Raw genomic sequence first — 24,335 nt, forward strand, 5'->3', positions numbered from 1 at the left:
GCATCACACCCGCCATGAAACTGAAAATGGCCGCGTAAGTTCTACGGATGCACCCCGTTAAAAAGGGGGAGATTACCCCGGCATGTCGTGCAATATCAATCCTCGCATTCCAATGGTTGAAAGCGCCGACCAGACCGTTGAAGGATTCACGATAACACCGCTCAAGAGCGACAAGGCGGTTTCTATGCCTTCAGCCACCACCAGAGACCGTCGCGCACAGGGCAAAGGCCATATCGCATTAGATCGAATTCGCTGCAACTCGGTCATCGCAGCTTTGCCAGTATGATGTTCGGCTTCTGACCCAAGCCGCAGAGGCGCGGAACAGCAGGTCGAAAAACGCACACAAACCATTGCCATTAAAAGATTAAATTGACCTCCTCCTCCGACACTCTTGCACGAACCCAACTCGAAAATAATCTTGTCCAGCCTGAACAATGCCCAGAACATGGCCCGGAATTCCTCGTTTCTCGGAACACTTTATTAAGGGTGCATCCGTATTCCTGCTGCCTGTCAAATGTGCCGATCATCGGCGCGCATGGTGCCACGAAGGAACGGTTTCACGATGCAAGACATAAACTTTCACGCACTGGGGGCTGCCCGGGCAAGATCGGGTGAGGATCCCTTGGTTCCTTTCTTGCTTGGCGCACGCAAAGCCCCCGTAACGATCTCGACACGAGAGGTTCAACGCCTCGACGCGCACCGTCTGCAATTGCTTTTGGTGGCAGAAAAGCAATGGCTCGCAGACGGCTCACCGTTTCAGGTGATCGACATGACGCCGACTTTTCGAGACGGCCTCGAACGACTGGGGCTTAAGCCCGATCATTTCGACAAGGAGATGCCGCAATGACGACCAAGGTTCTTGCCATCGATGACTCACGTACAATTCGAAATCTGCTTCGCGTCTCGCTCGAGGGGGCCGGGTTCGAGTTCCACTCGGCAGAAGACGGTCAGGAGGGCGTCGAGGTTTTCCCCGACGTTGATCCTGATGTCGTCATCACCGATATCAACATGCCGCGCATGGATGGCTTCGGTGTAATCGACACCCTACGCAGCGGTCCGAACAAGACAAACGTGCCAATCCTGGTATTGACTACCGAAAGCTCTGACGAACTCAAATCCAGAGCGCGTAGCTCCGGTGCCACTGGCTGGATCGTAAAGCCCTTTGACGATGCGTCTCTGGTGTCCGTTCTCAAGAGATTGACGGGGCACGTAGGCTGATGTCCATGAACTCGATCCGCGATACCTTCTTTGAGGAATGCGAAGAGCTCCTCGAAGCCTTGGTGGAAGGGCTTGCCCATATGGAGGAAGCCCCGGACGACATGGATGTCGTCAACGCGGTCTTCCGCTCGGTACATTCGATCAAGGGCGGTGCGGGTGCTTTCGCGCTCGATCGGCTCGTGCATTTCGCGCATACCTTTGAAACCGTAATGGATAAGGTTCGCGACCGCGAGCTTAGCGTCGATGAAAAACTGATTGGAATTTTTCATCGCTCGGGTGACATGCTGTCCGATCTCGTGGCCTCGGCGCGGGATGAGACGGACCTTGACGAAGGACATGAAAAGGGCCTTATCAAGGAGTTGGAAGACTACCTTGGACCCGGTGGAGCCGAAGAAGAGTTTTCGTTCGAGGCCATGACGCTCGATCTCGACGATCCGGAACCCATTGATCTGGATCTTCCGTCGGCCGCCCCTGCCGGCGAACGCTGCTTCAACATCCGATTTCGGCCGCATAAGAGCCTGTACGAGAACGGCCATGAACCACTGCTGATCTTCGATGCCCTGGCTGAGCTCGGATCACTGACGGCTGTCATGGACCTGAGCCATGTGCCCGAATTTGACGACTTTGATCCTTCGGACTCGGTCCTGTCGTGGACGCTGCGGCTCCTGACTGCCGAGCCGGAAACCACACTGCACGAAGTATTCGAGTTTGTCGAAGGCCTTTGCGAGCTGGAAATAAATCTTGGAGAAGACGGACCGTCGGTTTCATCCGAGGAAGAAAAAACTGATACCGAAACCACGGAGATTTCCGGTCAACCTCTGGTCCAAAAGCCCAGCGAAGCTGAGATGCCCGCTCCGCAAACCACTGCACAAGCCAAGTCAGCACCAGCATCCACGGCGCAATCCAAGGAACCGCGCGGCCCGAAGCCGACCTTGCGAGTCGACCTTGATCGGGTCGACCGCCTCATCAACACCGTAGGTGAACTCATCATCAATCAGGCGATGATTTCCCAAAGAATAGAAGAACTTGACCTTCCTACAGTTGCGCATCTGACAAATGAGCTCGAAGCCTACAAATTACTGGCACGAGACATTCAAGAAGGCGTCATGGCGATCCGCGCCCAACCGGTGAAACCGCTGTTCCAGCGTATGTCCCGGATTGTTCGCGAGGCCTCCGATGCGACGAACAAGAAGTCCAAGCTCGTCACAGTTGGCGACTCAACAGAAGTCGACAAGACAGTCATTGAGCGGCTGGCTGATCCATTGACGCATATGGTGCGTAACGCGGTAGACCACGGCTTGGAGAAACCGAAGGACCGCGAAGCAGCCGGCAAGGATCCGGTTGGCACGATCAGACTTTCTGCTGCACACAGGTCTGGCAGCGTCTTCATTGAAATTGCAGACGATGGCGCAGGCCTGAACCGTGAACGCATCTTGGAAAAAGCCATCGAAAAGCAGCTAATTGCGCCGGACGCAGAGCTGTCTGAACCTGAGATCGACAATCTGCTTTTCCTGCCGGGCTTTTCGACTGCCGGTCAGGTTTCAAGCCTTTCCGGGCGCGGCGTTGGAATGGATGTGGTCAAGAACGCGGTCCAAGCTCTCGGCGGCCGCGTTTCGATCAGCTCAACCCCGGGAAAGGGCACCACCTTCACAATTGTCCTTCCGCTGACATTGGCTGTCATGGATGGCTTCGTAATCGCTGTGGCCGATCAGACGATGGTCATACCGATCGCCTCCATTCTCGAAACTATTCGGCCGAACTCCAAGGACATCCACATCATCGGGACCGACTCCGAAGTCGTCAGCGTCCGCGGTTCCTACGTGCCGATCGTCGACGTTGCAGAATCTCTCGGCCTCGCCAGCAAACCTGAGCGAGCTCAGACTGGAATACTGCTTTTGGTGTCGACCGAAGCGAATGGACTGACTGCTTTGCGTGTGTCGTCGATACACGATCAGAGACAAGTTGTGATCAAGAGCCTGGAAAGTAATTACACGGCCATTCCTGGCGTCTCCGCCGCGACTATTTTGGGCGATGGAAAGATTGCCCTTATTCTAGATCCCGAAGAACTGATCCGTCTCGGCCATTGCAGCGGCCCGGATCCCCTTATGCAGCAGACCAGATTGGAGCTTCGTCATGGCTGAAACCGCTGAAGTCCGCAACGACTCGCAATTCGAGTTCATTACTTTCTCTGCAGGAGGCCAGAGCTTCTGCTTGGAGATCACGCAGATTCGAGAAATCCGGCGCTGGACCCCGGTCACTGCGCTTCCCCATACTCCCCCTGATGTGCTTGGGGTCATGAACCTCCGCGGCGCAGTTATTCCGATCTTTGATCTCGCCGCCCGTTTCGGTCTTGGTGCGACCCCAGCAAATGAACGCAATGTGGTCATTGTTGCGGCGGTTGCTGGTACGACGATCGGCCTGTTGGTCGAATCGGTTTCCGAGATCCTTTCTGTAGAAAAAAGCGCGATCCAAGAAACGCCGGACATCAAATCTGACGCCACAAAACATAGCATTCTCGGAATGATTTCGGTCGATGAAGCAATGGTGCGCGTCGTTAACCTTGATGCCGTGCTTGACGCTGGAAAAGGTATCGCCTGATGAACCAGATGGCGGGAAAACTGGACACTGCGAACGTGCCGTTCAGCGACGCGGATTTCCAGGCGCTTGCAGCCCTGGCGCATCGCGAATTCGGTCTCAGCCTTGCTCAAAGTAAGAAGCCGCTTGTCTATTCTCGGCTCTCGAGACGTCTCAAGGCCCGAGAAATAAATAGTTTTCCTGCGTATCTCGATTTGTTGGGCAAACGCGAAGAAAATGCTGAAAGGCTAGAGTTGATTTCCGCGTTGACGACAAACGTCACGAGTTTCTTCCGTGAGAACCACCATTTCGAAACGCTGAGAACAGACAGTTTGCCCGCAAGTATCGAACGCGCCAGAAATGGCAAACGACTGCGCATATGGTCTGCCGGGTGCTCATCTGGTCAAGAACCATACAGCATAGCGATGACCATACTCGATATGATGCCCGAAGCTCCTCGACACAACGTCAAGATTCTGGCCACGGACATCGATCCGCAAATCGTCGCAAAGGCAAAGGCCGGTCGTTATCCAGCCGAAGAAGCAGGCTCAATTCCGGATGGTTTCAGAAAGAAATGGGTCAAGCTCGAAGATAGCGGTACAGGCCAGATTTCCATGTCTCAGGATCTTCAGAAGCTGATCACCTTTGCCGAACTCAACCTGATTGCAGATTGGCCAATCAAAGGACCGTTCGACGCGGTTTTTTGCAGAAACGTTGCGATTTACTTCGATCAGGATACTCAGAAGCGTCTTTGGCAAAGGTTTTCAGAGCTTCTCGCGCCCGGCGGTTTTCTGTTCATAGGACATTCAGAACGCGTGACTGGGCCGGCGTCGGCTACGCTGCGAGGCGTCGGAATTACCAGCTACCAAAAAACTGCGGCCGCAAGCGCTGCAACCAATCAATAGGAGAGCAAGATGGGTTTGAAAGAGTCCCTTCGCATTATGGTGGTTGACGACATGGCAACCAGCCGTGGTCTGATCACGCAAGCGCTCGATGACATTGGAATAAAAAACTATGTCACGGAAAACGACGGGAAACGGGCACTCGAACGCCTCGGAACAACACCGGTGCACCTCGTCCTGTCAGACTTCAATATGCCAGGCTTGGATGGACTCGGGCTGTTGAAAGCCGTGAGAACTACACCGGCCACACAGAAAATGGGGTTCATTCTTGTGACTGGCCGCCCGACTCCTGAGATTGTGAACGAAGCCAAACGATTAGGTCTGAACAACATGATCAAGAAACCGTTCACATCAGCCTCGATGAAGCAATGCATCGAAAGTGTCGTGGGGCGCCTATGAGAGATGCTGAAACCGAACTTCAGCCACTTTCCTTTGCAACCGGACGGGTGGCTGCCGAGCTACGCGGGCTGCAAGCTCGGCTTCAAAGACTCGAAGACACGCTTGAAGTAATGTATCAAAATCCAGCTGTTAAACTGGATGCGAAATCCATCGGAACGTTGCAAGACGTCGATTTTCTGCTTCAATCGGTTACCGCACTGTCGATTTATCTGGACTACCTGTCGCAGAAAACGACCGACTTCGGACAGGTTTGCGTCAAGGACGCTCTAGAAACTCTGACGCTGCGCGACATGGCTGTGCGTCTGAGCGGTGGACGGGATGAAACGGCAACTCGAAACAATCATGCAGAGTTGTTCTGAGACTTTACTTGGAGCCACAATTGCGTGCTTTTCACGCGATTGTGGCACGGCAACCTGACTTAGATCTGCGAAGGAGGAATGCGTGACAGCGGCCAAGTCTACAATTGTGGCGATTTCTGATCCCGCCCAGCGCAATCGGCTAGCCGCATTCGTCGACAGTCTTCCGGACTTCAGGGTCATTTCCTGCACGGCTGACCTGATGAACACATACAATGAGGTCGAAATAAGCCTGCCGAAAGCAGTCCTGATTTCGAGCCGTCTCGCGGCATTGCCGGAATTCGAAGTCATGCGCGGGTTGTTCTCTGCTCTCGATGTCAGGTGGTTGGTCGTAACCGAGCCAAATCACGCCTTTGGTCTACGGCGTCCGGTTTCAGCCGGTTCCCCCAGCGGCTCCGATTTGTTCGCGGTTCCTGAGAACGCCGCACCGCAGATCATCGCCAACCAACTCCGGAGCCTCACGCGCACTGAAACCCCATTTTCGCGCCCGGAATTGCCTGGACGATCTCCACTGCCAGCACCCATCACCAATTTCCGCACAGCGGCCTCGAACCACCGTTTGCCTGAAAAGGTTATACTGATTGGCTCAAGCACAGGTGGCGTTGACGCACTTATCTCGATTCTATCTGCTTTTCCTGTCGACTGCCCCCCGACTGTGATCGTTCAACATACCGGCGCAGGATTTGGTGAAAGTCTTGCGAGCTTGCTGGATCGTCAATGCTCTGCAAGAGTAACACTCTCAGCCGGACGTCAGGTGCTGCAGCGTGGAACGATTCTGATCGGCGCTGGGACCAAGACACACCTCGTGCTCGAAACGGGTGACAAAATCTATGCCTGCCCGCAAGAGGGAACACCGGTATCCGGTCACTTGCCATCCGTAGACGTGATGTTCGAGTCGGCTGTTGGCCTGGCTCCAAGAGTGTCTGCTGCGCTTTTGACGGGAATGGGACGCGATGGGGCCAGCGGATTAAGAAAATTGAAAGACGCGGGGGCCCATACAATTGCGCAAGATGAGGCTACGTCCGTTGTATTCGGCATGCCACGGGCCGCAGTCGAGCTTGACGCGGCACATGCCGTGCTGCCGCTCAACCGCATCGGGACAGCCTTGCTCACACCGGCAAGAGCCAAACAGAGGGTTCACCCATGAACGCGACAGCGGAAAAACTCGTCAACGTGATCCAGGGAGATTACGTAATTTCTGATGATCCTTCTGTGGTTCTTACCACGGTTCTCGGCTCCTGCATTGCGGTTTGTCTCTACGACACCACGACGAAAGCAGGAGGGATGAATCACTTCCTGCTGCCGGAAGGAGACGGCAGCGATGCGGGGAATGTGCGTTATGGCGCAAACGCGATGGAACTCCTGATCAACGGCCTGCTGAAGAAAGGCGCGGAACGGCGGCGGCTGCAAGCCAAGATTTTTGGCGGTGCCAAGATGATGGGTAACCTGCGCAATATCGGCGAATCCAATGCAATCTTCGCGCACAAGTTTCTGAAGGATGAAGGTATTCCGTGTCAGGCAGAAAGCGTCGGTGGCACGTCGGCACGGCGAATCCGCTTCTGGCCGACCACTGGCCTTGTCCGTCAGTTGACTGTGCAGGGACAGGTGGATCAGGTGGCTCCGATCAAACCAGTCGTGATCAAAGCGCCGAAGCAGGACGATATCGTCTTGTTCTGATCTATCCGCACTCAAGCCAGCGTGCCCTTGCCAGGGAAACAAGTGCGGCTTGAAAGCAGACGTTCATTGCGCGCACTCCTATGGCAAGTCCCCGTTGACGCCGATACATTGATCAGGCGTTTCCTGGAGCCTCCCTGATGCAAAGCGACCTGCCGTTCACTCGCGATCTCGTTCTGGTTGGAGGGGGACACACTCACGCTCTGGTTTTAAGAATGTGGGGGATGCGCCCCCTGCCCGGCGCGCGGGTGACTGTCATCAATCCCGGTCCGACAGCCCCCTATTCCGGTATGTTGCCCGGGCACCTGGCGGGCCACTACGAAGGGTTGGATCTGGAGATAGATCTTGTGACACTGGCGCGCTTTGCCGGCGCCCGCATCATACTGGGCGCAGCCGATCACATTGATCTCGACAAACGGCTGATCCACGTCCCCGGCCGCCCCCCGGTCGCCTATGACGTAGCCTCGATCGATATCGGGATCACAAGCCAGATGCCAGATTTGCCCGGGTTCGAAGCCCATGGCGTTCCGGCAAAACCTCTCGGCCGGTTTGCGGCCGCATGGCAAGCCTACCGTGAAGCGGCCGATCACCGCGCCATTGCGGTGATTGGCGCGGGCGTCGCGGGGGCCGAGATTGCAATGGCCTTGTCATATGCCCTGCGCCGCGACGGCGTCTCGGCGCCTGTCTCGCTTATCGACCGCAGCGACGCATTGGCCGACTTGCGCCCAGCCACTGCGCGGCGCCTCAGGCAAGCGTTGGCCACGCAAGGTGTCACGCTTTTTGAGCGCGCAAAGCTGTCCCACGTCGATGACATGGGTGTGAATTTGGGCGATGGCACTCTGATCCCGGCCGATTTCATCACGGGCGCTGCCGGCGCACGCCCACACGGCTGGCTTGAGAGCACCGGGCTCGCCTTGCAGGATGGCTTCATTCGCGTCGATGACAGGCTGCGCAGCTCCGATCCTGCGATCTTCGCAACTGGGGATTGCGCCCATATGACCGCCTCGCCTCGGCCCAAGGCCGGTGTCTACGCGGTCCGCCAGGCGCCAATCCTCTTTGACAACCTGCGGGCCAGCCTGTCCGAGGACAAGGTTCTGCGCCGCTACCGTCCGCAAACCGATTACCTGAAGCTGATCTCTCTCGGCGGAAAATCCGCCTTGGCTGACCGCTTTGGCCTGACGGTCTCCGGACCGCTGCTCTGGCGTTGGAAGGATCATATCGACCAGACGTTCATGCGCAAATTCAGTCGCTTACCCAAAATGCCCGCACCCAGCCTACCCGCCGAACGGGCTGCTGACATGGTCGAGACAATGGGTCCCAAGCCCATGTGTGGTGGCTGCGGCTCCAAGGTGGGCCGCGGCGCGCTGAACAAGGCGCTGTCCGACCTGCCTCCATCCCGGCGCGCGGATGTCACCAGCATTGCAGGCGACGACGCAGGCCTGTTGCTGACGGGCGGTGTGCAACAGGTGATCACCACCGATCACCTGCGCGCCATGATGGCCGACCCCGTGATGATGACCCGCATCGCCGCGATCCATGCCTTGGGCGACATCTGGGCCATGGGCGCTGCCCCTCAGGCCGCCACCTGCAGCCTCATCCTGCCCCGTATGGCCACTCCACTCGCAGAGCGCACGGTCCGCGAGATCATGAAAACCGCCCATGCGATCTTCGCGGAGGCCGGCGCAGAGATCGCCGGCGGACATACCTCGCAGGGCACGGAGCTGACCATCGGCTTCACGATCACCGGCCTGTGTGACAAGGCGCCGATCACGGTCGCCGGCGCCCGGCCCGGTGACACGCTTATTCTGACCAAACCAATTGGATCCGGCATCCTGATGGCCGCCGAGATGGCCGGGGATGCGCGGGGCGCCTGGATCGCGCAGGCCTGCGATCAAATGACCCGATCACAGGCGGCGGCCTCCCAGATTTTGACGAACGCCACCGCCATGACGGACGTTACCGGCTTTGGGCTCGCCGGGCATATCCTGAACATCTGCCAAGCCTCCGGCACCGGAGCATCCCTGTCTCTCGCCGCCATCCCACTGATGGAAGGCGCTCTGGCACTCTCCGAAAAGGGCATCCGGTCAACGCTTTATACAGAAAACAAGGCTCTTTTGCCGTTCCTGCCCGAAGATCCGCGTCATGATCTCCTGTTCGATCCGCAAACCGCCGGAGGGTTGCTTGCCTGCGTACCGCCCACGGCGGTTCGGACAACGCTCGAGTCATTGCACGCGGCAGATTATCCCGCCGCGATCATCGGCCATGTGACGGATGGGGCCGGTCAGATTTCCGTGCTCTGAACAACCTCTGCAATGCGCTGTGCCAGCGCGTCGAGCGACGTCGGATCGAGCGCAGACGACTGCAACTGGGCGAGATACTCTGGCGCAACGGCCCGCATGGATCGCCGGTAGGCCGGATCGTAGTGATCCTGCGCAAGTGAGACGCAGAGGCTCAGACGATCTCCCTCCGCGATCAGCGCGTCCCAGTGATCCACCAGCGCATGGCCGCGATGAAATCGCAAAGGCGCCAACTTGGCGCGCAACGCATCCGCGTCGGCCAGGACATCCTCATAGGCCTCGGCCAGATACCGCGCCCGCGCCGCAACCGGCGCCCCGATCTCGACCCATGGCGCGGATTTCATCGCGTCCCAAAGGCTCGGCGGCAAATTGATATCGCCGATCTTGCTGCTTTCCGCCTCCACGATCACCGGCTTCCCCGGATCCATGCGCAAAAGGCGCGTCGCCAGTTCGGTCTCGAACGCCTTCTGGCTCGGCTGCCCCCCCGGCATTCCGCCCAGCAACGAGCCTCGGTGCCCGGCCAGACCTTCAAGGTCCAATACCTGTACCCCGAGCGCCTGCAACCGGGGCAAAAGCGCAGTCTTGGCCGTGCCGGTATAGCCCCCCAACTGGATCAAGCGCACCGGAAGCGGATCGGAGTACAGCGCGCGTGTCACCAACTTGCGAAACGATTTGTACCCGCCTTTGATCGTATCGGAGCGCCAGCCGATTTCCTTCAGCATCCAGGCAAACGAGCCGGACCGTTGCCCCCCACGCCAGCAATAGACCAGCGGCCGCCAACCGCCGTCGTGATCCGCCAAAGGCCCTTCGATATGGGCCGCGGAGTTGCGGAAGACCAAGGCCGCGCCGATCTTGCGCGCCCTGAACGGAGAAACCTGTTTGTACAGTGTGCCAACCCGAGCCCGCTCCTCATTGTCGAGCACCGGCAGATTGATTGCTCCGGGGACATGATTCTCGGCAAATTCAGCCGGGCTGCGCACGTCGATAACCGTGTCGAAGCCGTGCGATAAAAGATCGTCGAGTGTTTCAAAGGTAAGCGCCATGCGTGTGTGTTTAGCGGGTTGACCGACCGCGCGGAAGAGGCCGAAACGTGGAATGCAATTTGTTGCCAGAAAGGCGAAAAAAGCCTCTGGACACCGGTTTGCACCTCGGTTAGACCGCCTGCACCCGAAGGGCGACGCCCTTCCCGATGCCCGGGTAGCTCAGGGGTAGAGCAGTGGATTGAAAATCCTCGTGTCGGTGGTTCGATTCCGCCCCCGGGCACCATAAAAATCAATAACTTAGAGACTATCCAGTGTAGTGCACTCAAGTGCACGTGTAATTCGTGTGTAATCAGGCCGAACTTTTCGGCTTTAGCTTGCGGATGTTGTCTTCGTGGGTGCCGCTAACCCGCCCTTCCAGCCGATCCATTGCCGCTTCGATGTGCGACCCGCTTTGATGCGCATAGCGTGCAACCATAGACAACGTCTTGTGACCGGAAATGCGCTGGACTGTGGGCAAGTCGACGCCCGCCTGAACCAGATGCGTCACCGCCGTATGGCGAAGCGTGTGAGGGGTGATCTGGTCAGGATCGAGGCCAGCGCGCTCAGCGGAGCGGCGAAACGCTTTGCGGATCGTGTGGACATGGCCTGTGGCACTTCCCGGAGATGGAAACAACCATTCGCAGCCAGGCGGCAACATATCCATGCGCTTTTCAAGATACTCGGCCAATTCACGCGTGATCGGTTGCTCACGAGACCCCGCCTTCGCTTGCGGAACCCAGATCACCCGCTTTCCGACATCGACATCTTCTCGGCGGACCGAGAGAATTTCTGCGTGACGCATCCCCGTATGCAGCCCGACCATGACGAAGGCATGGATGTTTTCGTTGTGATCCGACGCCGCAGAGTCCAAAAGCGCCACGCACTGCTCATCAGTCAGGTAGACAATCCGTTGGTTGTCTTCCTTGAAGCGATTGATCCTGACCGACTTGCTCTTGATCCACTTCCACTCGACCGCCTGATTCAGGAGATGGGAGAGTGTGGCCAGTTCTCGATTGACGGTCGCCTTTGCTGCGCCCACAGTGCGGCGGGCCTTCTTGTAGCGTTCAACGTCGAAGGACTCGATGGCACTCAATGGCTTGGTCGCAAGAAACGGGACCAAGTGCTGCCGTAGCTGACGCTCTTTGATGTCGATGTTTTTTCCGTCACTATCCCGAAGCCTCTGAACGTAGCGGCTGGCGGCTTCTTCAAAGCTCAATGGCGTCTTGCGCCCCTCGGGCAACTCCAAGCGCTGACGCCTTGCATCGGTTCTGGCTTGGGCGATGAAATCTTCCGCCTGCTGTCTCGTCACACCCTCGGACTCTCGTCCGATCACGCGATGAATGCGCCGACGGTCGACCATGATATTGACGGAGTACACACCGTCACCATTAGCGTCGCGACGGAACGTTATGCCATGCTCCGTCAGGCTTTCCCCGACTTGCAATGCGCGAATAGCAGGACGTGTAAGTTTGTTGAAGCGAACAGCCATAAATCACCTATTAAAACGGGATCTCAGAATCGATGTCTCGCGGTTCTTCCGGTTCCGGCTTTGCGGATTTTTGAGAGATGACAGGCAAAGCTTCGTTGTTTTTTTCTCCAGCGGCCACAGCGAGGATGTCGTCCCAATACTCATCGACACGCTCGCGAATGATCTTGTTGAGGCCGATGCTGTATTTCCATTTCTCTTTCTCCCAACGGCCCAACCAAAAGTATCCGTTCTCTTCGATTAGAGACCAAACGTGCTGCTCTTCAAAGGTCATGAGTTCGGGCGCAACAAGGGCCAGAGAAACCAATCGTTGGCTCTCTCTCACGTGCCACAGCACGTCCGCCATTGAACCGAATGTATCAGGTTCGCCATAAGGTACATCTCGCCACTTGTTGATGACGAGTGTTTGAATCTGCTCAGCCAACATCGACTCGATGAAGGAAGACTTGGTGCGGCGCTGCGATCTGGCGGCCAGCTCGCACAGGTAATTGAGACGCGGATCAAGCCGAATCGAGACGGTCTCCGTCCTGCCCAACTTCGATCCAGAGCCCTTTGGAAGCTTGATTGCCATGATGTCCTCGTGTCGAAACGTTCTGTCATGATCCATTTTGCACGTTACGTATTGAGTTTCAATACATGTCTTGCTCTTCTTTTCGCGTACTGACCAACGATGCCTATCGAGCAAGGAAACAAACCATGAAGATCGATACTGACACGCAGCGCGTTTTCATTCACCCGGACGGACGGATGGACCGCAAAAACGCGGCCCGCTACCTTGGCTGCTCACCGAAGACGCTCGCTGATTGGGCGATGAAGGGCCAAGGACCGCAGTACGTTCTGTTGGGTGGACGCGCTTTCTACTTCCTCGAAGACCTGCAGTCCTGGATCGCTGCCGCCCCTCGCCTCGCCGGAACCGGCGGACGGGAAATCCGGGCGGGCGACTAGGGCCTCCAAGATGCCGGGAACCAAGAACCCGGACCGCAGGCGTATCCGTATCAGGCGCACCTACTCGGTGCCCGAAGTGGCGGCGCTTCTAAAAGTTCACGTTCACACTGTTCGCCGATGGCTCAAGAAAGGGTTGGGTACGATTGATGGCCAAAGCCCGACCCTGATCCACGGTGCAGAGCTTCGCAAATATCTGGACGTCCGTGCCAAAGGCAGGAAGCAAAAGTGCGGCCCAGACGAGATGTACTGCCTTTCATGCCGTGCACCGCGCCTGCCAATCCTGGGCTCCGTCTACATTGCCGACCTCAACGAGAAAACGGTTCGCCTGGTTGGGGTGTGCTGCACATGTAGCAGGAAAATCTGCCGCGCAGGGAGCACTTCACGACTGCCAGAATACACCGCGTCATTCGGACCACTCCAGAGGCGGACCCCAAGCCTAAAGGGGAGCAACATTCCCCTCTTGGATGGTGACTCAAAGGAGCAAGACGAAAATGGACAAGTTCAACGCGGAAAATGAACGGATCAAGCGTGACTACGCTGAGTTCCTGCGCGAAGCGGATCAAAAGTCCGAAGCCACCGTGCGCGGGGTCGAAAAGGCGATCCTACGCTTCGAGGAATACACTGGTTACTGCGACTTTGGACGCTTCAATCGCGAACAAGCGAAAGGGTTCCGGGCGGTCCTGTCCGCCCCTGCCGATGAAAGCAAACGACTAGGGACCTCGACCGTTCTTTCGACTTTGAAAGCGGTACAACGCTTCTTCCGGTGGCTGTCAGTGCAGCCGGGGTTCAAGTCCAAGATCGACACCAACGCCATCGCCTACTTCAACCTCTCCGAAAAAGACATCCGCGCAGCAACATCTTCGCCTTCGAAGCCATCGCCGACCATGGACCAATTGAAGCGCGCACTGGCTTCAATGTCTTTTGAGACCATTCTGGAAAGGCGTGATCGCGCCGTATTTGCGCTCCTCATGATGACCGGCATCCGCGACAACGCAGCCGCCTCCTTGCTGCTAGGCCATGTCGACATCGACCGGCAGATGATCGTCCAAGACCCGAAAACCGTCCGCACCAAAAACAGCAAGCTGATCGAGTCGGTTCTGTTGCCGCTTGGACCTGAGATTGAAGGCGTTCTGTTCTCTTGGGTCAGCTATCTGCGTGACGAACTCCGGTGGCAGCCTGACGATCCCCTTTTCCCGCAATCGCGGCAAAGGATCGACCCCCTGCTAGGACCGGTGGTGGACGGAGTTAAGCGGCTGGTCTGGTCAAACTCCCAGCCTATTCGGAAAATTTTCATGCGCGCATTTGCAGGTGCTGACTTGCCCTACTTCACCCCTCACAGGGTGCGGAACACCGTCGTCGAGTACGCGTACCTCACCTGTAGGACGCCCGAGGAGTTCAAAGCGTTCAGCCAGAACCTCGGGCATGAAAGCGTTGTCACGACCTTGTCGAGCTATGGTCAGATACCATTGGCAAGGCAACGGGAACTGATACGCAACGCTGGGAAGAGCAAGGATCTGGACGCAAAGCTGGAACTTCTGCTGGAAAAACTGGAACGCGACGGAAAATGAAGTTTCGGCCAATGCGCTATCTTGGATAGAGGGGATTCCTCGTGCTAGCGTGCGCCCCAAACGCTGGAGGTTTGAAACCAACAGAAATTCAATAAATTGGGGGCAGCGCATTTTCCATGAGCACAGATATCAAGTCACTCGGGTCGTTCGTCTGGTCCATCGCTGAACTTCTGCGTGGCGACTTCAAGCAGTCTGAGTATGGCAAGGTCATCCTGCCCTTCGTCGTGCTGCGTCGTCTCGACTGTATCCTTGAAGAGACCAAACCCGCCGTTCTCGACATGGCCGCCTCGCTGCCGAATGACATGGACGACGATGCGCGTGACACCCTGTTGTCTGGCGTCGTCGGGCAAGATATCCGCCTTTATAATCTGTCCCGCTTCACCTTCGCCTCGCTCAAGGGGCAGGACGCCAAGGACATCCACAAGAACCTGATCGACTACATCACCAAGTTCTCCGGCAACGTCCGCGATATCTTCCTCGACAAGTTCCTGTTCACCGACCAACTCAAACGCCTGAATGACGCTGGTCTGCTCTATCAGGTCTTCGACAAGTTCACCCAGATCGACCTGCACCCGAACGCCATCTCGAACCTTGAGATGGGGTATCTGTTCGAAGACCTCATCCGCCGGTTCTCGGAAATCTCGAACGAGACGGCGGGCGAACACTACACCCCGCGTGAGGTCATTCGCCTTATCGTCTCGCTGCTCCTGATCAACGACAAGGACGCGCTGACCGGGTCGGGTGTCATCCGGCAAGTCTATGACCCCGCCGCAGGCACGGGTGGGATGCTGGCGATTGCCGAGATGGAGATGAAAGCACTGAACGACCGCATCCGCGTCGAACTCTTCGGGCAAGAACTGAACCCCGAGTCTTTCGCGATCTGCAAATCCGACATGCTGGTGACCGGGCACAACCCCGAGAACATCGCCTACGGCAACACGCTCACGCAGGATGCGCACAAGGGCAAACGCTTCCACTACATGCTCTCCAACCCGCCCTATGGCGTCGATTGGAAGAAATACGCTGACCCGATCAAGGACGAGGCAGCGGAAATGGGCATGGACGGGCGCTTCGGGGCAGGTCTCCCGCGTATCTCGGACGGACAGCTTCTGTTCCTGCAGCACATGATCTCGAAGATGCGCAATGACGAACAAGGGTCGCGCATCGGCATTGTCATGAACGGGTCGCCCCTCTTCACCGGTGGGGCTGGGTCAGGCGAAAGCGAAATCCGCCGCTGGATGTTGGAGAACGATTGGGTCGAGGCGATCATCGCCCTGCCCACGGACCTCTTCTACAACACGGGCATCCAGACCTATGTTTGGCTGCTGACCAACCGCAAGGACACCGCGCGGCGTGGCAAGGTGCAACTGATCGACGCCAGCGGGGAACGCTTCTGGAAATCCATGCGGAAATCTCTTGGGTCCAAGCGTCGGGAAATCCCCGAAGAGGCCACCGAGGAGATCGCGCGTATCTACCATGACATGCTGAATGGCAATTCGGGGTGGGAGGACGTGTCCAAGGTCTTCGACACGACGGCCTTCGGGTATCGCGAAATCCGCGTGGAGCGCCCTTTGAAGCTAGCCTTTCAGGTAACCCGAGAGGGGCTTGAGGCGTTGCGCGATACCAAACCATTCCAGCGCCTTGAGGAAGCGGAGCAACGCGGTGTGATGGAAGCCCTGCTGGTGCACCTGCCGAAAGACGAGCGATGGATTGATCGGGAGGATTTCGACAAGGCGTTGACACGTGCGCTCAAGGCAGCTGCCGTCAAGGTGGGTGCACCTGTGCGCAAATCCATCCTGTCCGCGCTGTCGGAACGGGACGAAGACGCCGAGGTCTGCACCGACGCAAAGGGCAATCCCGAACCCGACACCGATCTGCGCGATCACGAACTGGTGCCGCTGAACGAGGACTGGCGCGCCTATGTGCAGCGCGAGGTTCTGCCCTTCGTCCCCGATGCTTACGTGGATGAGAGTTACACCGATGCGCAGGATGGCGGCGTCGGGCGTATCGGGTATGAGATCAACTTCAACCGCTACTTCTACAAATACGTGCCGCCGAGGCCGCTCGAAGAGATTGACGCAGAGTTGAAGGCGCTTGAAGCAGAGATCGCGGGTCTGCTGCAGGAGGTGGTTGAGTGATCACTCTCCAAGAACGCGTTCACGCAGCACCCAAACCGGATGACTGGCAGTTGGACAAACTGCATCAGGTGTTCCGCGTTCGTCGCGGGCACAAGAATGCCGGGATGAAGGACGATAACCTGCTTTCGCTAAGTTATGGGCGCATCATTCAGAAAGATATCGAAACCGCCGACGGTCTTCTGCCGGAGAACTTCGAGGGGTATCAGATCGTCGAACCCGGCAATATCGTTCTGCGACTGACCGACCTTCAAAACGACAAGCGCAGTCTGCGCCAAGGTCTCGTGACACAACGCGGCATCATCACGTCGGCATATGACGCGGTTGAGGTTCAGCGCGACAACGATCCGCGCTTCTGGTTCTACGCGCTACTCGCGCTTGATCTAGCAAAACACTACTACTCGCTCGGTGGCGGCGTTCGTCAATCTGTGAAGTTTGCCGACTTCCCGAACGACTGGGTGTATCGCCCCGACCTCGCGACCCAACGCCAGATTGCCGACTTTCTGGACCGTGAGACCGCAAGAATAGACCTGCTGATCGAGAAAAAGCAGCGGTTGGTCGCGTTGCTTGAGGAAAAACTTCAATCCAAACTAGAAACGGCGGTCATTGCCGAAGAATCAAAAAAAGTTCCACTGCGTCGGGCACTGATCAATCTAGAGCAAGGATGGAGTCCCGACTGCGAAACGCGCCCAAAAGAGCAAGATGAATGGGGCGTTCTGAAAGTCGGGTGCGTAAACAGTTGGTCTTTTAGTTCCGCCGAACACAAGGCACTTCCAATAAATCTTGTCCCCCGTCCTGCACTGGAGGTTCGTGAAGGTGATCTGCTCATGTCGCGAGCAAACTCTCCCGAACTGGTTGGCAGTGCGGCAATCGTTCACAATGCCGCTACGCGTTTGATGCTTTGCGATAAACTCTATCGCCTCAAACTTGATACAAAATTGTTGTCACCTTCGTTTGCGTTATTGGCACTTAGGAGCAAAGCGGCGCGAATGCACTATTCTTTGCGTTCTAACGGCGCAAGTGCGTCCATGCAAAACATCAGTCAGGAAACGGTTCGCTCGTTGCCCGTTCCGCTTCCGTCGCTGAGAAAACAGGCGGAAGTGGTGGCGAAAATCGAAAGGCAAATACGATACGTCTCTGAAACTACTTGTGCCGTCAACGCCTCCATCGACCGCCTCAAAGAATACCGCTCCGCCCTGATCACCGCCGCTGTCACGGGTCAGATCGACGTGCAGTCATACGCCGAATCCGGCACCCCCGACCGCCGCCTCGACGCCATCCAAGAGGAGATGGGCGCGTGATTTCCCAAATGCATTTCAGCGAGTTGATTAGATGAGAGACGCACAGAAACCCAACCAGTTCACCCTGAACAACCTGCTGTCGCGTCTCAAAGAGGGTCGTTTTGTCGTCCCCGACTTTCAGCGCGAGTTCGAGTGGAAACCGTGGGATATCTCGGATCTGATGCGGTCGATCTTTCTCGACTACTACGTCGGCAGTCTGCTGCTGTGGAAAGGCAAGGACGAGAACTTCGACGCCCTCGCATGTGAACCGATCTACGGTCACGCCGGTGGCGGGTCATCCGAACACATCGTCCTCGACGGACAGCAGCGCCTGACCGCTCTCTACTATGCCTGTGTCGCGCCTGACGTGCCTCTTCCAGACCGTGCCAACCGTGCGATCTACTTCATCCGCGTCGACCGGTTCATGCGTGAAGAATACGACGACGCCTTCAGTTACGACTGGAAGACCAAACGTCTAGAGAAACTGACCCAAGATCCATCGATCCAGTATGAAGAGCACATCTTCCCACTGTCAGTGATCGGCGCAGGCGGATGGGCGATGCCGACTTGGGTTCAGGGATACATGAAGCATTGGCAGGACAAGACTGCCGAGGCGCGGGAACTGGGTAACGACGAGGACGCCGAGCAGTTCCAAGTTCATGCTGACAATGCCGAGAAGTTTGGCGAAGAACTCAAAAGTCTGACCGAGCAATACCAGGTGTCCTACATCGAACTCGACAAGGATCTGGGGTTGGACAAGATTTGCGATATCTTCACGCAGATCAACAGCAAGGGCGTGCGGTTGGACGTGTTCGACCTGCTCAACGCGTTGCTGAAACCCCGCGACCTCCAACTCAAGTTCATGTGGCGTAAGGCGCGCGGTCGTTTGGAGTTCGTCGATAGTTCGAAACTGAACGTCTACATCTTGCAGGTTATGTCGATCCTGAAACAGGCATACTGCTCGCCCAAGTATCTGTATTATCTCATGCCGGGGCATCAAAAGACGATCCGCACCCCTGATGGGAAGACTGAGAAAGAGGTGCTGGTTCACACGACTGATGAGTTTATCGCGCTGTGGGACACGTCCGTCGCGGCGTTGGAACGTGCGATAAAGATGCTGCGCCACCCGCAAGAGTTTGGTGTCACGTCGTCGAAGTATCTGCCCTATGTGTCGATCCTTCCCGCGTTCTCGTCGTTGCAGGAACATGTCCGCACACTGCCCGCAGACAGACGCCTCGACGGTCAACGCAAGGTCCGGTTCTGGTACTGGGCGGCGATCTTCACCTCACGATATTCGGGATCGGTCGAGTCAACGGCGGCGCGTGACTTCCAGAACGTGAAATCGTGGATCGATGACGACAGCAAGGAACCACCACTGATTCAAGAGTTCAAAACCCGGTTCAAGAATCTCGAACTGCGTCGTGAGACCAAATACGGATCGTCGATCTACAACGGGATCTTCAACCTGCTTGTGTTGAACGGTGCGCGAGACTGGATCACGGGTAACATCCCCGAGAACGAATTGCTGGATGATCATCACATCGTTCCAGCGTCTTGGGGAGATGCCAATCTGCAAGATCGATCTGTTCATTCGATCCTGAACCGGACGCCTTTGCTCGACGAGACAAACCGACATGTGATCCGAGACAAACTGCCCAACGCTTACTTGCCGGAACTGATCGAAAAGAACGGCGAAAGTCGCGTTCGTGCGATCTTGGAAAGTCACCTGATTTCTCCCGCCGCCTTTGACATTCTAATGAGAAAGGACTTTTCGGCGGCGGACTTTGAAGAGTTTATCAATGAACGGCAGAGAACCTATGTCGAGGCGATTGAGTCCCTTTTGATCAAAGAACGACTCGATCTGTCTCCAGACCTCCGCGATCTGGACGAACGTATCGAGATTGCCGAACTGTCACTGCGCGCAAAGATCGAAACCGCTTTGTCCGCGCAGGAGGATGCGTTCCCGCAACATGTGATGGAGAAGGTTCGGCAAAGACTGAACCGAGCACAGCGCAAGAACCCCGCGTTCGACAAAGACTATTATGCGACCATCGGCGGAATGCTTGAGTTCTGCGACCTGCAAGAACTCAAAGATATCATCCTTGCAAAGACGAACTGGCAGACCTTCTCGGATACCTTCACGTCGAAGGAAGACCTTTCAAAACGCGTGGATCAACTTGCAGAAATGCGGAATGGCATTCGTCACAGCAGGACTATCGACGAGATATCCAAAAAGGACGGAGAGGCGGCGCTGCTTTGGTTTGAGAAGGTAAACCAAAGTGTCTGACCAAACTCATACCACCGCCGACATTCATCAAGAGAAGGTCTTCGAGGCGCATATCGTCGCCTGCCTGACCACCGATCAAGGATACATCGAACGCGTTTGCCCGTCCGACTATGACGTTGCCCATGCCCTCGACACCGAGTTGCTGTTTCGCTTTCTGAAAGACACACAACCCGAGGCGCGACAGACGCTGGAAGATCACTACAGCGCGCAGGCAGAGGCAGAGGTTCTGAAACGTCTTGAACAGGCGTTGAAGCAGAATCCGACCCACGTCGTGCTACGCGAGGGCATCAAACTGGTGCCGAATATCCATTTCAAGCTCTGCTTCTTCAAACCCGCGTCGAACCTGAACCCCGACCTGACCCGTCTTTACGAGGCGAACATCCTGTCCGTGATGCGGCAGGTGACCTATTCGGCGAAAAACAAGAACGCCATCGATCTGGTGACCTTCGTCAACGGCATTCCGGTCGCGACCCTCGAAGTGAAGAACCTGCTGACCGGGCAGAACGTCAAACACGCCGAGAAGCAGTATCGGCAGGACCGTTCCCCCGCTGGTGAACCGCTGCTGACCTTTAAACGCGGTGCCATCGTCCATTTCGCGGTCGATCAGGACAACGTGTCGATGACCACGCGCCTGATGAACGGCAAGACGCGGTTTCTGCCTTTCAATCGCGGGCGCGATGGCGGTGCCGGAAACCCCGATGTGCCGGGCGAGAACCGGGTCGCCTATCTCTACAAGGATCTGCCCGACACGAAGGCGGTCTTCTCACGCGATGTGCTGCTCGACATGATTGGGCGGTTCATCCACCTCGAACGCTCGGGCGGTAAAGAGGTGGTGATCTTTCCCCGGTTCCAGCAGTTCGATGCCGTGCGCAAGGTATTAGCGGACGCACGTTCCAAGGGCGCGGGGCAGAACTACCTCATTCAACACAGCGCCGGGTCGGGCAAGTCGAACACCATCGCGTGGACCGCGCACCAGATCATCAACCTGCATGACGCGGGAGACCAACCGCTGTTCGACACGGCGATTATCGTGACCGACCGTTTGGTGCTGGACCGGCAATTGCAGAATACCATTGGCGGGTTCGCGCAGACCGAGGGCGTGGTGAAGAAGATCGATGGCACGTCCCGCGATCTGAAAGACGCAATCCTGAAAGGCGCACGGATCATCATCACGACGATCCAGAAGTTCGGCACCGAGCATCTGGCGACGATCTCGGGTCAGGGCGGCAAGAACTTCGCTGTGATTATTGACGAGGCGCATTCGTCCCAGTCCGGCAAGGCGGCGCAAGCGATGAGTGACGCACTGACCCGCGATGCCACCAGTTCCGACGATATCGAAGACTTGGTTCTTGCCTTCCAGAAAGCGCGCGGGCCTCAGAAGAACATCTCGTTCCTCGCCTTCACCGCGACGCCACGCAACGTCACGCTGGAACGGTTCGGTCGCATCGGATCAGATGGCAAACCGCACCCGTTCCATCTCTATTCGATGCGTCAAGCAATCGAGGAAGAGTTCATTGTCGATGTTCTGAAAAATTACACGACATATGGTGCATACTACCAACTCGAAAAGACCATCGAAGACGACCCGGCCTTCAAAGGACGCAAGGCGCAGTCACGTGTCGCGCGCTATGCCTCGCTGCATCCGACCGCCATCGATCAAAAAGTCGAGGTGATCGTCGAACACTTCCGCCGCCATGTTGCGGGCAAACTGAACGGCCAGGCGAAGGCGATGATCGTGACCCAAAGTCGCGAACATGCCCTGCGCTACTGGCAACAGCTGAACCGCTACATCGAAGACAAAGGATACGCCGATCTTAAAGCGTTGGTCGCATTCTCGGGCGATCTGAACATCGATGGCAATGTCTGGACTGAGGCGACCGCGAACGGCTTCGCCGAAACCGAACTGCCGAAAAAGTTCGACACAGACGAGTTCCAGATCCTCGTCGTTGCCGAAAAATACCAGACCGGGTTCGACCAACCCAAACTCGTCGCGATGTATGTGGACAAGAAACTCGCCGGGTTGCAGACGGTGCAAACCCTTGCCCGGTTAAATCGGAGTTTCGGCAAAGAAAAACCAACCTTCGTTCTCGACTTCCAGAACACAATGGAAGAGGTCAAAGAGGCGTTCGCACCCTTCTTCGAGGCGACCGCGCTAGAAGAACGCACCGATCTGAACCAAATCTATGGTCTAGAACAGCGCATCTCTTCCTCGACCTACATCCGCAAAGACGAGGTCGAACGGTTCGCTGATCAGTTCTTCAAGGGCGATCTGACAACGCAGGACCGCCTCAATTTGGAAGGCACTGTCCGTCTCGCGGTAGACCGGTTCGAACTGGATGAAGACGAGGCACAACAGGAAGAGTTCCGCCAACTCCTGAAAAGTTTCCAGCGCTTCTACGCCTTCGTGGCACAGGTCGTGACGCTCAACGATGCTTGGTTGGAGAAGCTCTACGCCTACACAGCTTGGTTGTCGCGCCTCTTGCCTTCTCGGGATGTGCCTGCCGATATCACAATCACCGACGACATGCTGAACCTGTCCGCGTTCAAGTTGCAGAAGGGCGAGGAAGGCAGCGCGTCGTTGAACGCGGGCGAGACCCGAACGGTAGACCCGATCACCGAGTTCGGCGCAAACCCCTACACCGAGGAAGAAGAGAAATCGCTTTCCGAGATCATCGACTCGTTCAACGAACGGCACGGCACCGAGTTCTCGCGTGAAGACTTCCTGCGATTTGAGCGGGTGACGCGCGACATCATGGACGAAGACATGACTGAGATGGTCAAAAACAACCCGGCAGACGTAGTCTACAACGCTTTCTCGCAGGCGTTCTTCCAAGGCATGGTCAGGGCGTTTCAGCAAGACAACGAGATGCGTAACATAGTCATGACAGACAAGGATGCGCGAGAGCAGGCAACACGGCATTTCTTCAAACGGGCGCAGAGGCAAGCGCGCGATGGGTAATGCTTCTGCCACCCAGAACAAAACAAGTCTGCTGGGAATGATCGAGTGTAATTCGTGTGTAATTGATGCCGGAACGTTCCGGGATTGTTCAGACGCAGAACGATGGTCGACCTACCAGAAGCCTCAATTATTCGTAGGCTTTCCAACTGGTTCAGAGCTGCTCAGACCAGACCACTCAAGCCAGAACGAAAATTGAAAATCCTCGTGTCGGTGGTTCGATTCCGCCCCCGGGCACCATTATCCTCCTTCAAGATGACCGGAAAGCCCAATGAAATAAGGGCTTTCAGCACCTTACTGACCTCGCCAAGCTCGGTTTTGCTACAGAATTTGCTACAGGAAACGCTACGGCGGACGCGCTTCCCTCGGCAAAGAAAAAGGCGGCCTCGCGGCCGCCTCTCTTTTGTCAGTGCAGTGGCCCACTGTTCGCTGCGTCGACCATCATCCGAAGCAATTCCTCTTCCTCGGCTTCGCGTTCCGCGTCGGTCTGTAGGTGAGCCTCAAGCGTCGCGATTCTGTCCAAGAGCCTGGAGTATGTTGCCGACGAAACCAGGACCATGTCCTCCTTGCCAGGCCGCAAGACATCGAGCGGTTGCCCCTCGAGGTCGTCGGCCAGCATGTCGCAGCACTGCCTGAGAAGTGTCATCGGGTCGCGGTCTGCCATGTGTGATCTCCTTCCGGGCGGCTCTCATACAGAAGAGCCGCCCAGGACGCGAGATCACCGCACGCGTTGGCGCTGTCTCACCTTGTCGACCGACGCCTTCTCTCGCCCCCGCTCAGCGCCTTTCCTGTCGCGCTCCGCGTTGCGTGCGTCCCCCCAGCCATCCCCGGGTCCGCTCCGACATCCGAAAGACGTCGTTCTCCACGAGTTCACGAGCCTGCCTGCGGAGGGCTTTTATGCCCCGGGTTTCGACCTTGATCCGGTCGTGCTGGGAGAAGATCGGTCCGCCCATTCCAAGGCCGGTCTCAAGCTTGTAGGCGGTCAGGAAGTCGTCGGCGTCAGCCACGACCTGCGCAACGGCCTCCGGTTCCGGACGACCATTGAGGCCCTCCGCCTTCGAGTGATAGCTGTAGTGTTTCAGCGCATGGGCGAACTCATACACGTCCGATGCCGCGCGGGTCGCGATAGAGGGCCTTGGCGCGTCGCTCCGACAGCGGTGGTATGAACCGCGCCGGGTTTGCCGGAGGCTCCAACTCCTGAGTAAGGTGGAGCATCATGAGCAAGACAACCAACAA

The 24,335-nt window shown here is 56.9% G+C and carries 23 protein-coding genes and 1 tRNA gene; 18 read left to right on the top strand and 6 right to left on the bottom strand.

The features are described from left to right. Window positions 1–72 precede the first annotated feature (72 nt). Window positions 73–447 (bottom strand): hypothetical protein, encoded by a 375-nt coding sequence (locus tag ACN2XU_RS23315; RefSeq protein ID WP_419412756.1) that lies wholly within the window; start codon window positions 445–447, stop codon window positions 73–75. Between the two features lie 115 nt (window positions 448–562). Here ACN2XU_RS23315 and ACN2XU_RS23320 point away from each other — a divergent pair, with 115 nt between their 5' ends. From ACN2XU_RS23320 to selD, 10 genes are all read left to right on the top strand, one after another. Beyond that, window positions 563–847 (top strand): STAS domain-containing protein, encoded by a 285-nt coding sequence (locus tag ACN2XU_RS23320; protein WP_419412757.1) that lies wholly within the window; start codon window positions 563–565, stop codon window positions 845–847. Then, entirely contained in the window at window positions 844–1,218 is a 375-nt protein-coding gene (locus ACN2XU_RS23325) for a response regulator (RefSeq protein WP_419412758.1), read from the top strand. The genes ACN2XU_RS23320 and ACN2XU_RS23325 overlap by 4 nt, the downstream gene beginning before the upstream one ends. After that, window positions 1,218–3,359, top strand: a complete 2,142-nt coding sequence (locus ACN2XU_RS23330) for a chemotaxis protein CheA (RefSeq protein ID WP_419412759.1) — start codon at window positions 1,218–1,220, stop codon at window positions 3,357–3,359. The genes ACN2XU_RS23325 and ACN2XU_RS23330 overlap by 1 nt, the downstream gene beginning before the upstream one ends. Continuing rightward, on the top strand, window positions 3,352–3,816 hold the full coding sequence (locus tag ACN2XU_RS23335) for a chemotaxis protein CheW (protein ID WP_419412760.1): 465 nt from the start codon (window positions 3,352–3,354) through the stop codon (window positions 3,814–3,816). Before ACN2XU_RS23330 ends, ACN2XU_RS23335 begins: the two co-directional genes overlap by 8 nt. Further along, window positions 3,816–4,697, top strand: a complete 882-nt coding sequence (locus tag ACN2XU_RS23340; RefSeq protein WP_419412761.1) for a CheR family methyltransferase — start codon at window positions 3,816–3,818, stop codon at window positions 4,695–4,697. The genes ACN2XU_RS23335 and ACN2XU_RS23340 overlap by 1 nt, the downstream gene beginning before the upstream one ends. A gap of 9 nt (window positions 4,698–4,706) precedes the next feature. Continuing rightward, window positions 4,707–5,093, top strand: a complete 387-nt coding sequence (locus ACN2XU_RS23345; RefSeq protein WP_419412762.1) for a response regulator — start codon at window positions 4,707–4,709, stop codon at window positions 5,091–5,093. After that, window positions 5,090–5,452: a DUF8776 family protein gene (locus tag ACN2XU_RS23350; protein WP_419412763.1), complete on the top strand. Its 363-nt coding sequence runs from the start codon at window positions 5,090–5,092 to the stop codon at window positions 5,450–5,452. The genes ACN2XU_RS23345 and ACN2XU_RS23350 overlap by 4 nt, the downstream gene beginning before the upstream one ends. Window positions 5,453–5,534: 82 nt before the next feature. Then, window positions 5,535–6,596, top strand: a complete 1,062-nt coding sequence (locus ACN2XU_RS23355; RefSeq protein WP_419412764.1) for a CheB methylesterase domain-containing protein — start codon at window positions 5,535–5,537, stop codon at window positions 6,594–6,596. Continuing rightward, the gene (locus ACN2XU_RS23360; protein WP_419412765.1) at window positions 6,593–7,126 is read left to right on the top strand and encodes a chemotaxis protein CheD; all 534 of its coding nucleotides are present in this window, start codon (window positions 6,593–6,595) and stop codon (window positions 7,124–7,126) included. The genes ACN2XU_RS23355 and ACN2XU_RS23360 overlap by 4 nt, the downstream gene beginning before the upstream one ends. A 137-nt stretch (window positions 7,127–7,263) precedes the next feature. Beyond that, window positions 7,264–9,423, top strand: coding sequence for a selenide, water dikinase SelD (selD, locus tag ACN2XU_RS23365; protein ID WP_419412766.1), 2,160 nt, complete (start codon window positions 7,264–7,266; stop codon window positions 9,421–9,423). On the opposite strand, the gene mnmH is transcribed toward selD, so the two are convergent. Continuing rightward, the gene (gene mnmH, locus ACN2XU_RS23370) at window positions 9,405–10,463 is read right to left on the bottom strand and encodes a tRNA 2-selenouridine(34) synthase MnmH (RefSeq protein WP_419412767.1); all 1,059 of its coding nucleotides are present in this window, start codon (window positions 10,461–10,463) and stop codon (window positions 9,405–9,407) included. The two genes, selD and mnmH, sit on opposite strands and share 19 nt — an antisense overlap. Before the next feature lie 148 nt (window positions 10,464–10,611). Between mnmH and ACN2XU_RS23375 the strand changes: the two genes are divergently transcribed. Further along, window positions 10,612–10,686, top strand: a tRNA-Phe gene (locus ACN2XU_RS23375). Window positions 10,687–10,752: 66 nt separating this feature from the next. On the opposite strand, the gene ACN2XU_RS23380 is transcribed toward ACN2XU_RS23375, so the two are convergent. After that, entirely contained in the window at window positions 10,753–11,931 is a 1,179-nt protein-coding gene (locus ACN2XU_RS23380) for a tyrosine-type recombinase/integrase (RefSeq protein ID WP_419412768.1), read from the bottom strand. A gap of 10 nt (window positions 11,932–11,941) precedes the next feature. Further along, complete coding sequence (locus tag ACN2XU_RS23385) at window positions 11,942–12,499, bottom strand: hypothetical protein (protein WP_419412769.1); 558 nt, start codon at window positions 12,497–12,499, stop codon at window positions 11,942–11,944. A 125-nt stretch (window positions 12,500–12,624) separates the two neighbouring features. On the opposite strand from ACN2XU_RS23385, the gene ACN2XU_RS23390 reads away from it, so the two are divergent. The 7 genes from ACN2XU_RS23390 (at window position 12,625) to ACN2XU_RS23420 (ending at window position 23,102) form a co-directional block, all read left to right on the top strand. Continuing rightward, window positions 12,625–12,873, top strand: coding sequence for a helix-turn-helix transcriptional regulator (locus ACN2XU_RS23390; RefSeq protein WP_058249307.1), 249 nt, complete (start codon window positions 12,625–12,627; stop codon window positions 12,871–12,873). A 10-nt stretch (window positions 12,874–12,883) separates the two neighbouring features. After that, window positions 12,884–13,390: a helix-turn-helix domain-containing protein gene (locus ACN2XU_RS23395; protein ID WP_419412770.1), complete on the top strand. Its 507-nt coding sequence runs from the start codon at window positions 12,884–12,886 to the stop codon at window positions 13,388–13,390. Continuing rightward, window positions 13,365–14,441, top strand: a complete 1,077-nt coding sequence (locus ACN2XU_RS23400; RefSeq protein WP_419412771.1) for a site-specific integrase — start codon at window positions 13,365–13,367, stop codon at window positions 14,439–14,441. The genes ACN2XU_RS23395 and ACN2XU_RS23400 overlap by 26 nt, the downstream gene beginning before the upstream one ends. A 116-nt stretch (window positions 14,442–14,557) precedes the next feature. Further along, a complete protein-coding gene (locus ACN2XU_RS23405) occupies window positions 14,558–16,579 on the top strand; it encodes a type I restriction-modification system subunit M (RefSeq protein WP_419412772.1) in 2,022 nt (673 codons plus the stop codon). After that, window positions 16,576–17,877 carry a restriction endonuclease subunit S gene (locus ACN2XU_RS23410; RefSeq protein ID WP_419412773.1) on the top strand — a complete coding sequence of 434 codons (1,302 nt, stop codon included), beginning with the start codon at window positions 16,576–16,578 and terminating at the stop codon, window positions 17,875–17,877. Before ACN2XU_RS23405 ends, ACN2XU_RS23410 begins: the two co-directional genes overlap by 4 nt. 31 nt (window positions 17,878–17,908) lie before the next feature. Next, window positions 17,909–20,143 (top strand): GmrSD restriction endonuclease domain-containing protein, encoded by a 2,235-nt coding sequence (locus ACN2XU_RS23415; RefSeq protein ID WP_419412774.1) that lies wholly within the window; start codon window positions 17,909–17,911, stop codon window positions 20,141–20,143. Next, entirely contained in the window at window positions 20,136–23,102 is a 2,967-nt protein-coding gene (locus tag ACN2XU_RS23420; RefSeq protein WP_419412775.1) for a type I restriction endonuclease subunit R, read from the top strand. Before ACN2XU_RS23415 ends, ACN2XU_RS23420 begins: the two co-directional genes overlap by 8 nt. Window positions 23,103–23,505: 403 nt before the next feature. Here the strand turns inward: ACN2XU_RS23420 and ACN2XU_RS23425 are convergent, their stop codons facing one another. Both ACN2XU_RS23425 and ACN2XU_RS23430 read right to left on the bottom strand, forming a co-directional pair. Next, on the bottom strand, window positions 23,506–23,763 hold the full coding sequence (locus ACN2XU_RS23425; RefSeq protein WP_419412776.1) for a hypothetical protein: 258 nt from the start codon (window positions 23,761–23,763) through the stop codon (window positions 23,506–23,508). Between the two features lie 112 nt (window positions 23,764–23,875). After that, window positions 23,876–24,202 (bottom strand): hypothetical protein, encoded by a 327-nt coding sequence (locus ACN2XU_RS23430; protein ID WP_419412777.1) that lies wholly within the window; start codon window positions 24,200–24,202, stop codon window positions 23,876–23,878. Window positions 24,203–24,335 lie beyond the last annotated feature (133 nt).

Origin of the sequence: Pacificoceanicola niger (assembly GCF_048553275.1) — a bacterium.
GTDB lineage: Bacteria > Pseudomonadota > Alphaproteobacteria > Rhodobacterales > Rhodobacteraceae > Pacificoceanicola.

Excerpts from the sequence above, each read along its gene's own strand:
- ACN2XU_RS23315 (WP_419412756.1), bottom strand. The coding sequence starts at position 447 with ATGTTCTGGGCATTGTTCAGGCTGGACAAGATTATTTTCGAGTTGGGT.
- ACN2XU_RS23320 (WP_419412757.1), top strand. The coding sequence starts at position 563 with ATGCAAGACATAAACTTTCACGCACTGGGGGCTGCCCGGGCAAGATCG.
- ACN2XU_RS23325 (WP_419412758.1), top strand. The coding sequence starts at position 844 with ATGACGACCAAGGTTCTTGCCATCGATGACTCACGTACAATTCGAAAT.
- ACN2XU_RS23330 (WP_419412759.1), top strand. The coding sequence starts at position 1,218 with ATGTCCATGAACTCGATCCGCGATACCTTCTTTGAGGAATGCGAAGAG.
- ACN2XU_RS23335 (WP_419412760.1), top strand. The coding sequence starts at position 3,352 with ATGGCTGAAACCGCTGAAGTCCGCAACGACTCGCAATTCGAGTTCATT.
- ACN2XU_RS23340 (WP_419412761.1), top strand. The coding sequence starts at position 3,816 with ATGAACCAGATGGCGGGAAAACTGGACACTGCGAACGTGCCGTTCAGC.
- ACN2XU_RS23345 (WP_419412762.1), top strand. The coding sequence starts at position 4,707 with ATGGGTTTGAAAGAGTCCCTTCGCATTATGGTGGTTGACGACATGGCA.
- ACN2XU_RS23350 (WP_419412763.1), top strand. The coding sequence starts at position 5,090 with ATGAGAGATGCTGAAACCGAACTTCAGCCACTTTCCTTTGCAACCGGA.
- ACN2XU_RS23360 (WP_419412765.1), top strand. The coding sequence starts at position 6,593 with ATGAACGCGACAGCGGAAAAACTCGTCAACGTGATCCAGGGAGATTAC.
- selD (WP_419412766.1), top strand. The coding sequence starts at position 7,264 with ATGCAAAGCGACCTGCCGTTCACTCGCGATCTCGTTCTGGTTGGAGGG.
- mnmH (WP_419412767.1), bottom strand. The coding sequence starts at position 10,463 with ATGGCGCTTACCTTTGAAACACTCGACGATCTTTTATCGCACGGCTTC.
- ACN2XU_RS23380 (WP_419412768.1), bottom strand. The coding sequence starts at position 11,931 with ATGGCTGTTCGCTTCAACAAACTTACACGTCCTGCTATTCGCGCATTG.
- ACN2XU_RS23385 (WP_419412769.1), bottom strand. The coding sequence starts at position 12,499 with ATGGCAATCAAGCTTCCAAAGGGCTCTGGATCGAAGTTGGGCAGGACG.
- ACN2XU_RS23390 (WP_058249307.1), top strand. The coding sequence starts at position 12,625 with ATGAAGATCGATACTGACACGCAGCGCGTTTTCATTCACCCGGACGGA.
- ACN2XU_RS23395 (WP_419412770.1), top strand. The coding sequence starts at position 12,884 with ATGCCGGGAACCAAGAACCCGGACCGCAGGCGTATCCGTATCAGGCGC.
- ACN2XU_RS23400 (WP_419412771.1), top strand. The coding sequence starts at position 13,365 with ATGGACAAGTTCAACGCGGAAAATGAACGGATCAAGCGTGACTACGCT.
- ACN2XU_RS23405 (WP_419412772.1), top strand. The coding sequence starts at position 14,558 with ATGAGCACAGATATCAAGTCACTCGGGTCGTTCGTCTGGTCCATCGCT.
- ACN2XU_RS23415 (WP_419412774.1), top strand. The coding sequence starts at position 17,909 with ATGAGAGACGCACAGAAACCCAACCAGTTCACCCTGAACAACCTGCTG.
- ACN2XU_RS23425 (WP_419412776.1), bottom strand. The coding sequence starts at position 23,763 with ATGGCAGACCGCGACCCGATGACACTTCTCAGGCAGTGCTGCGACATG.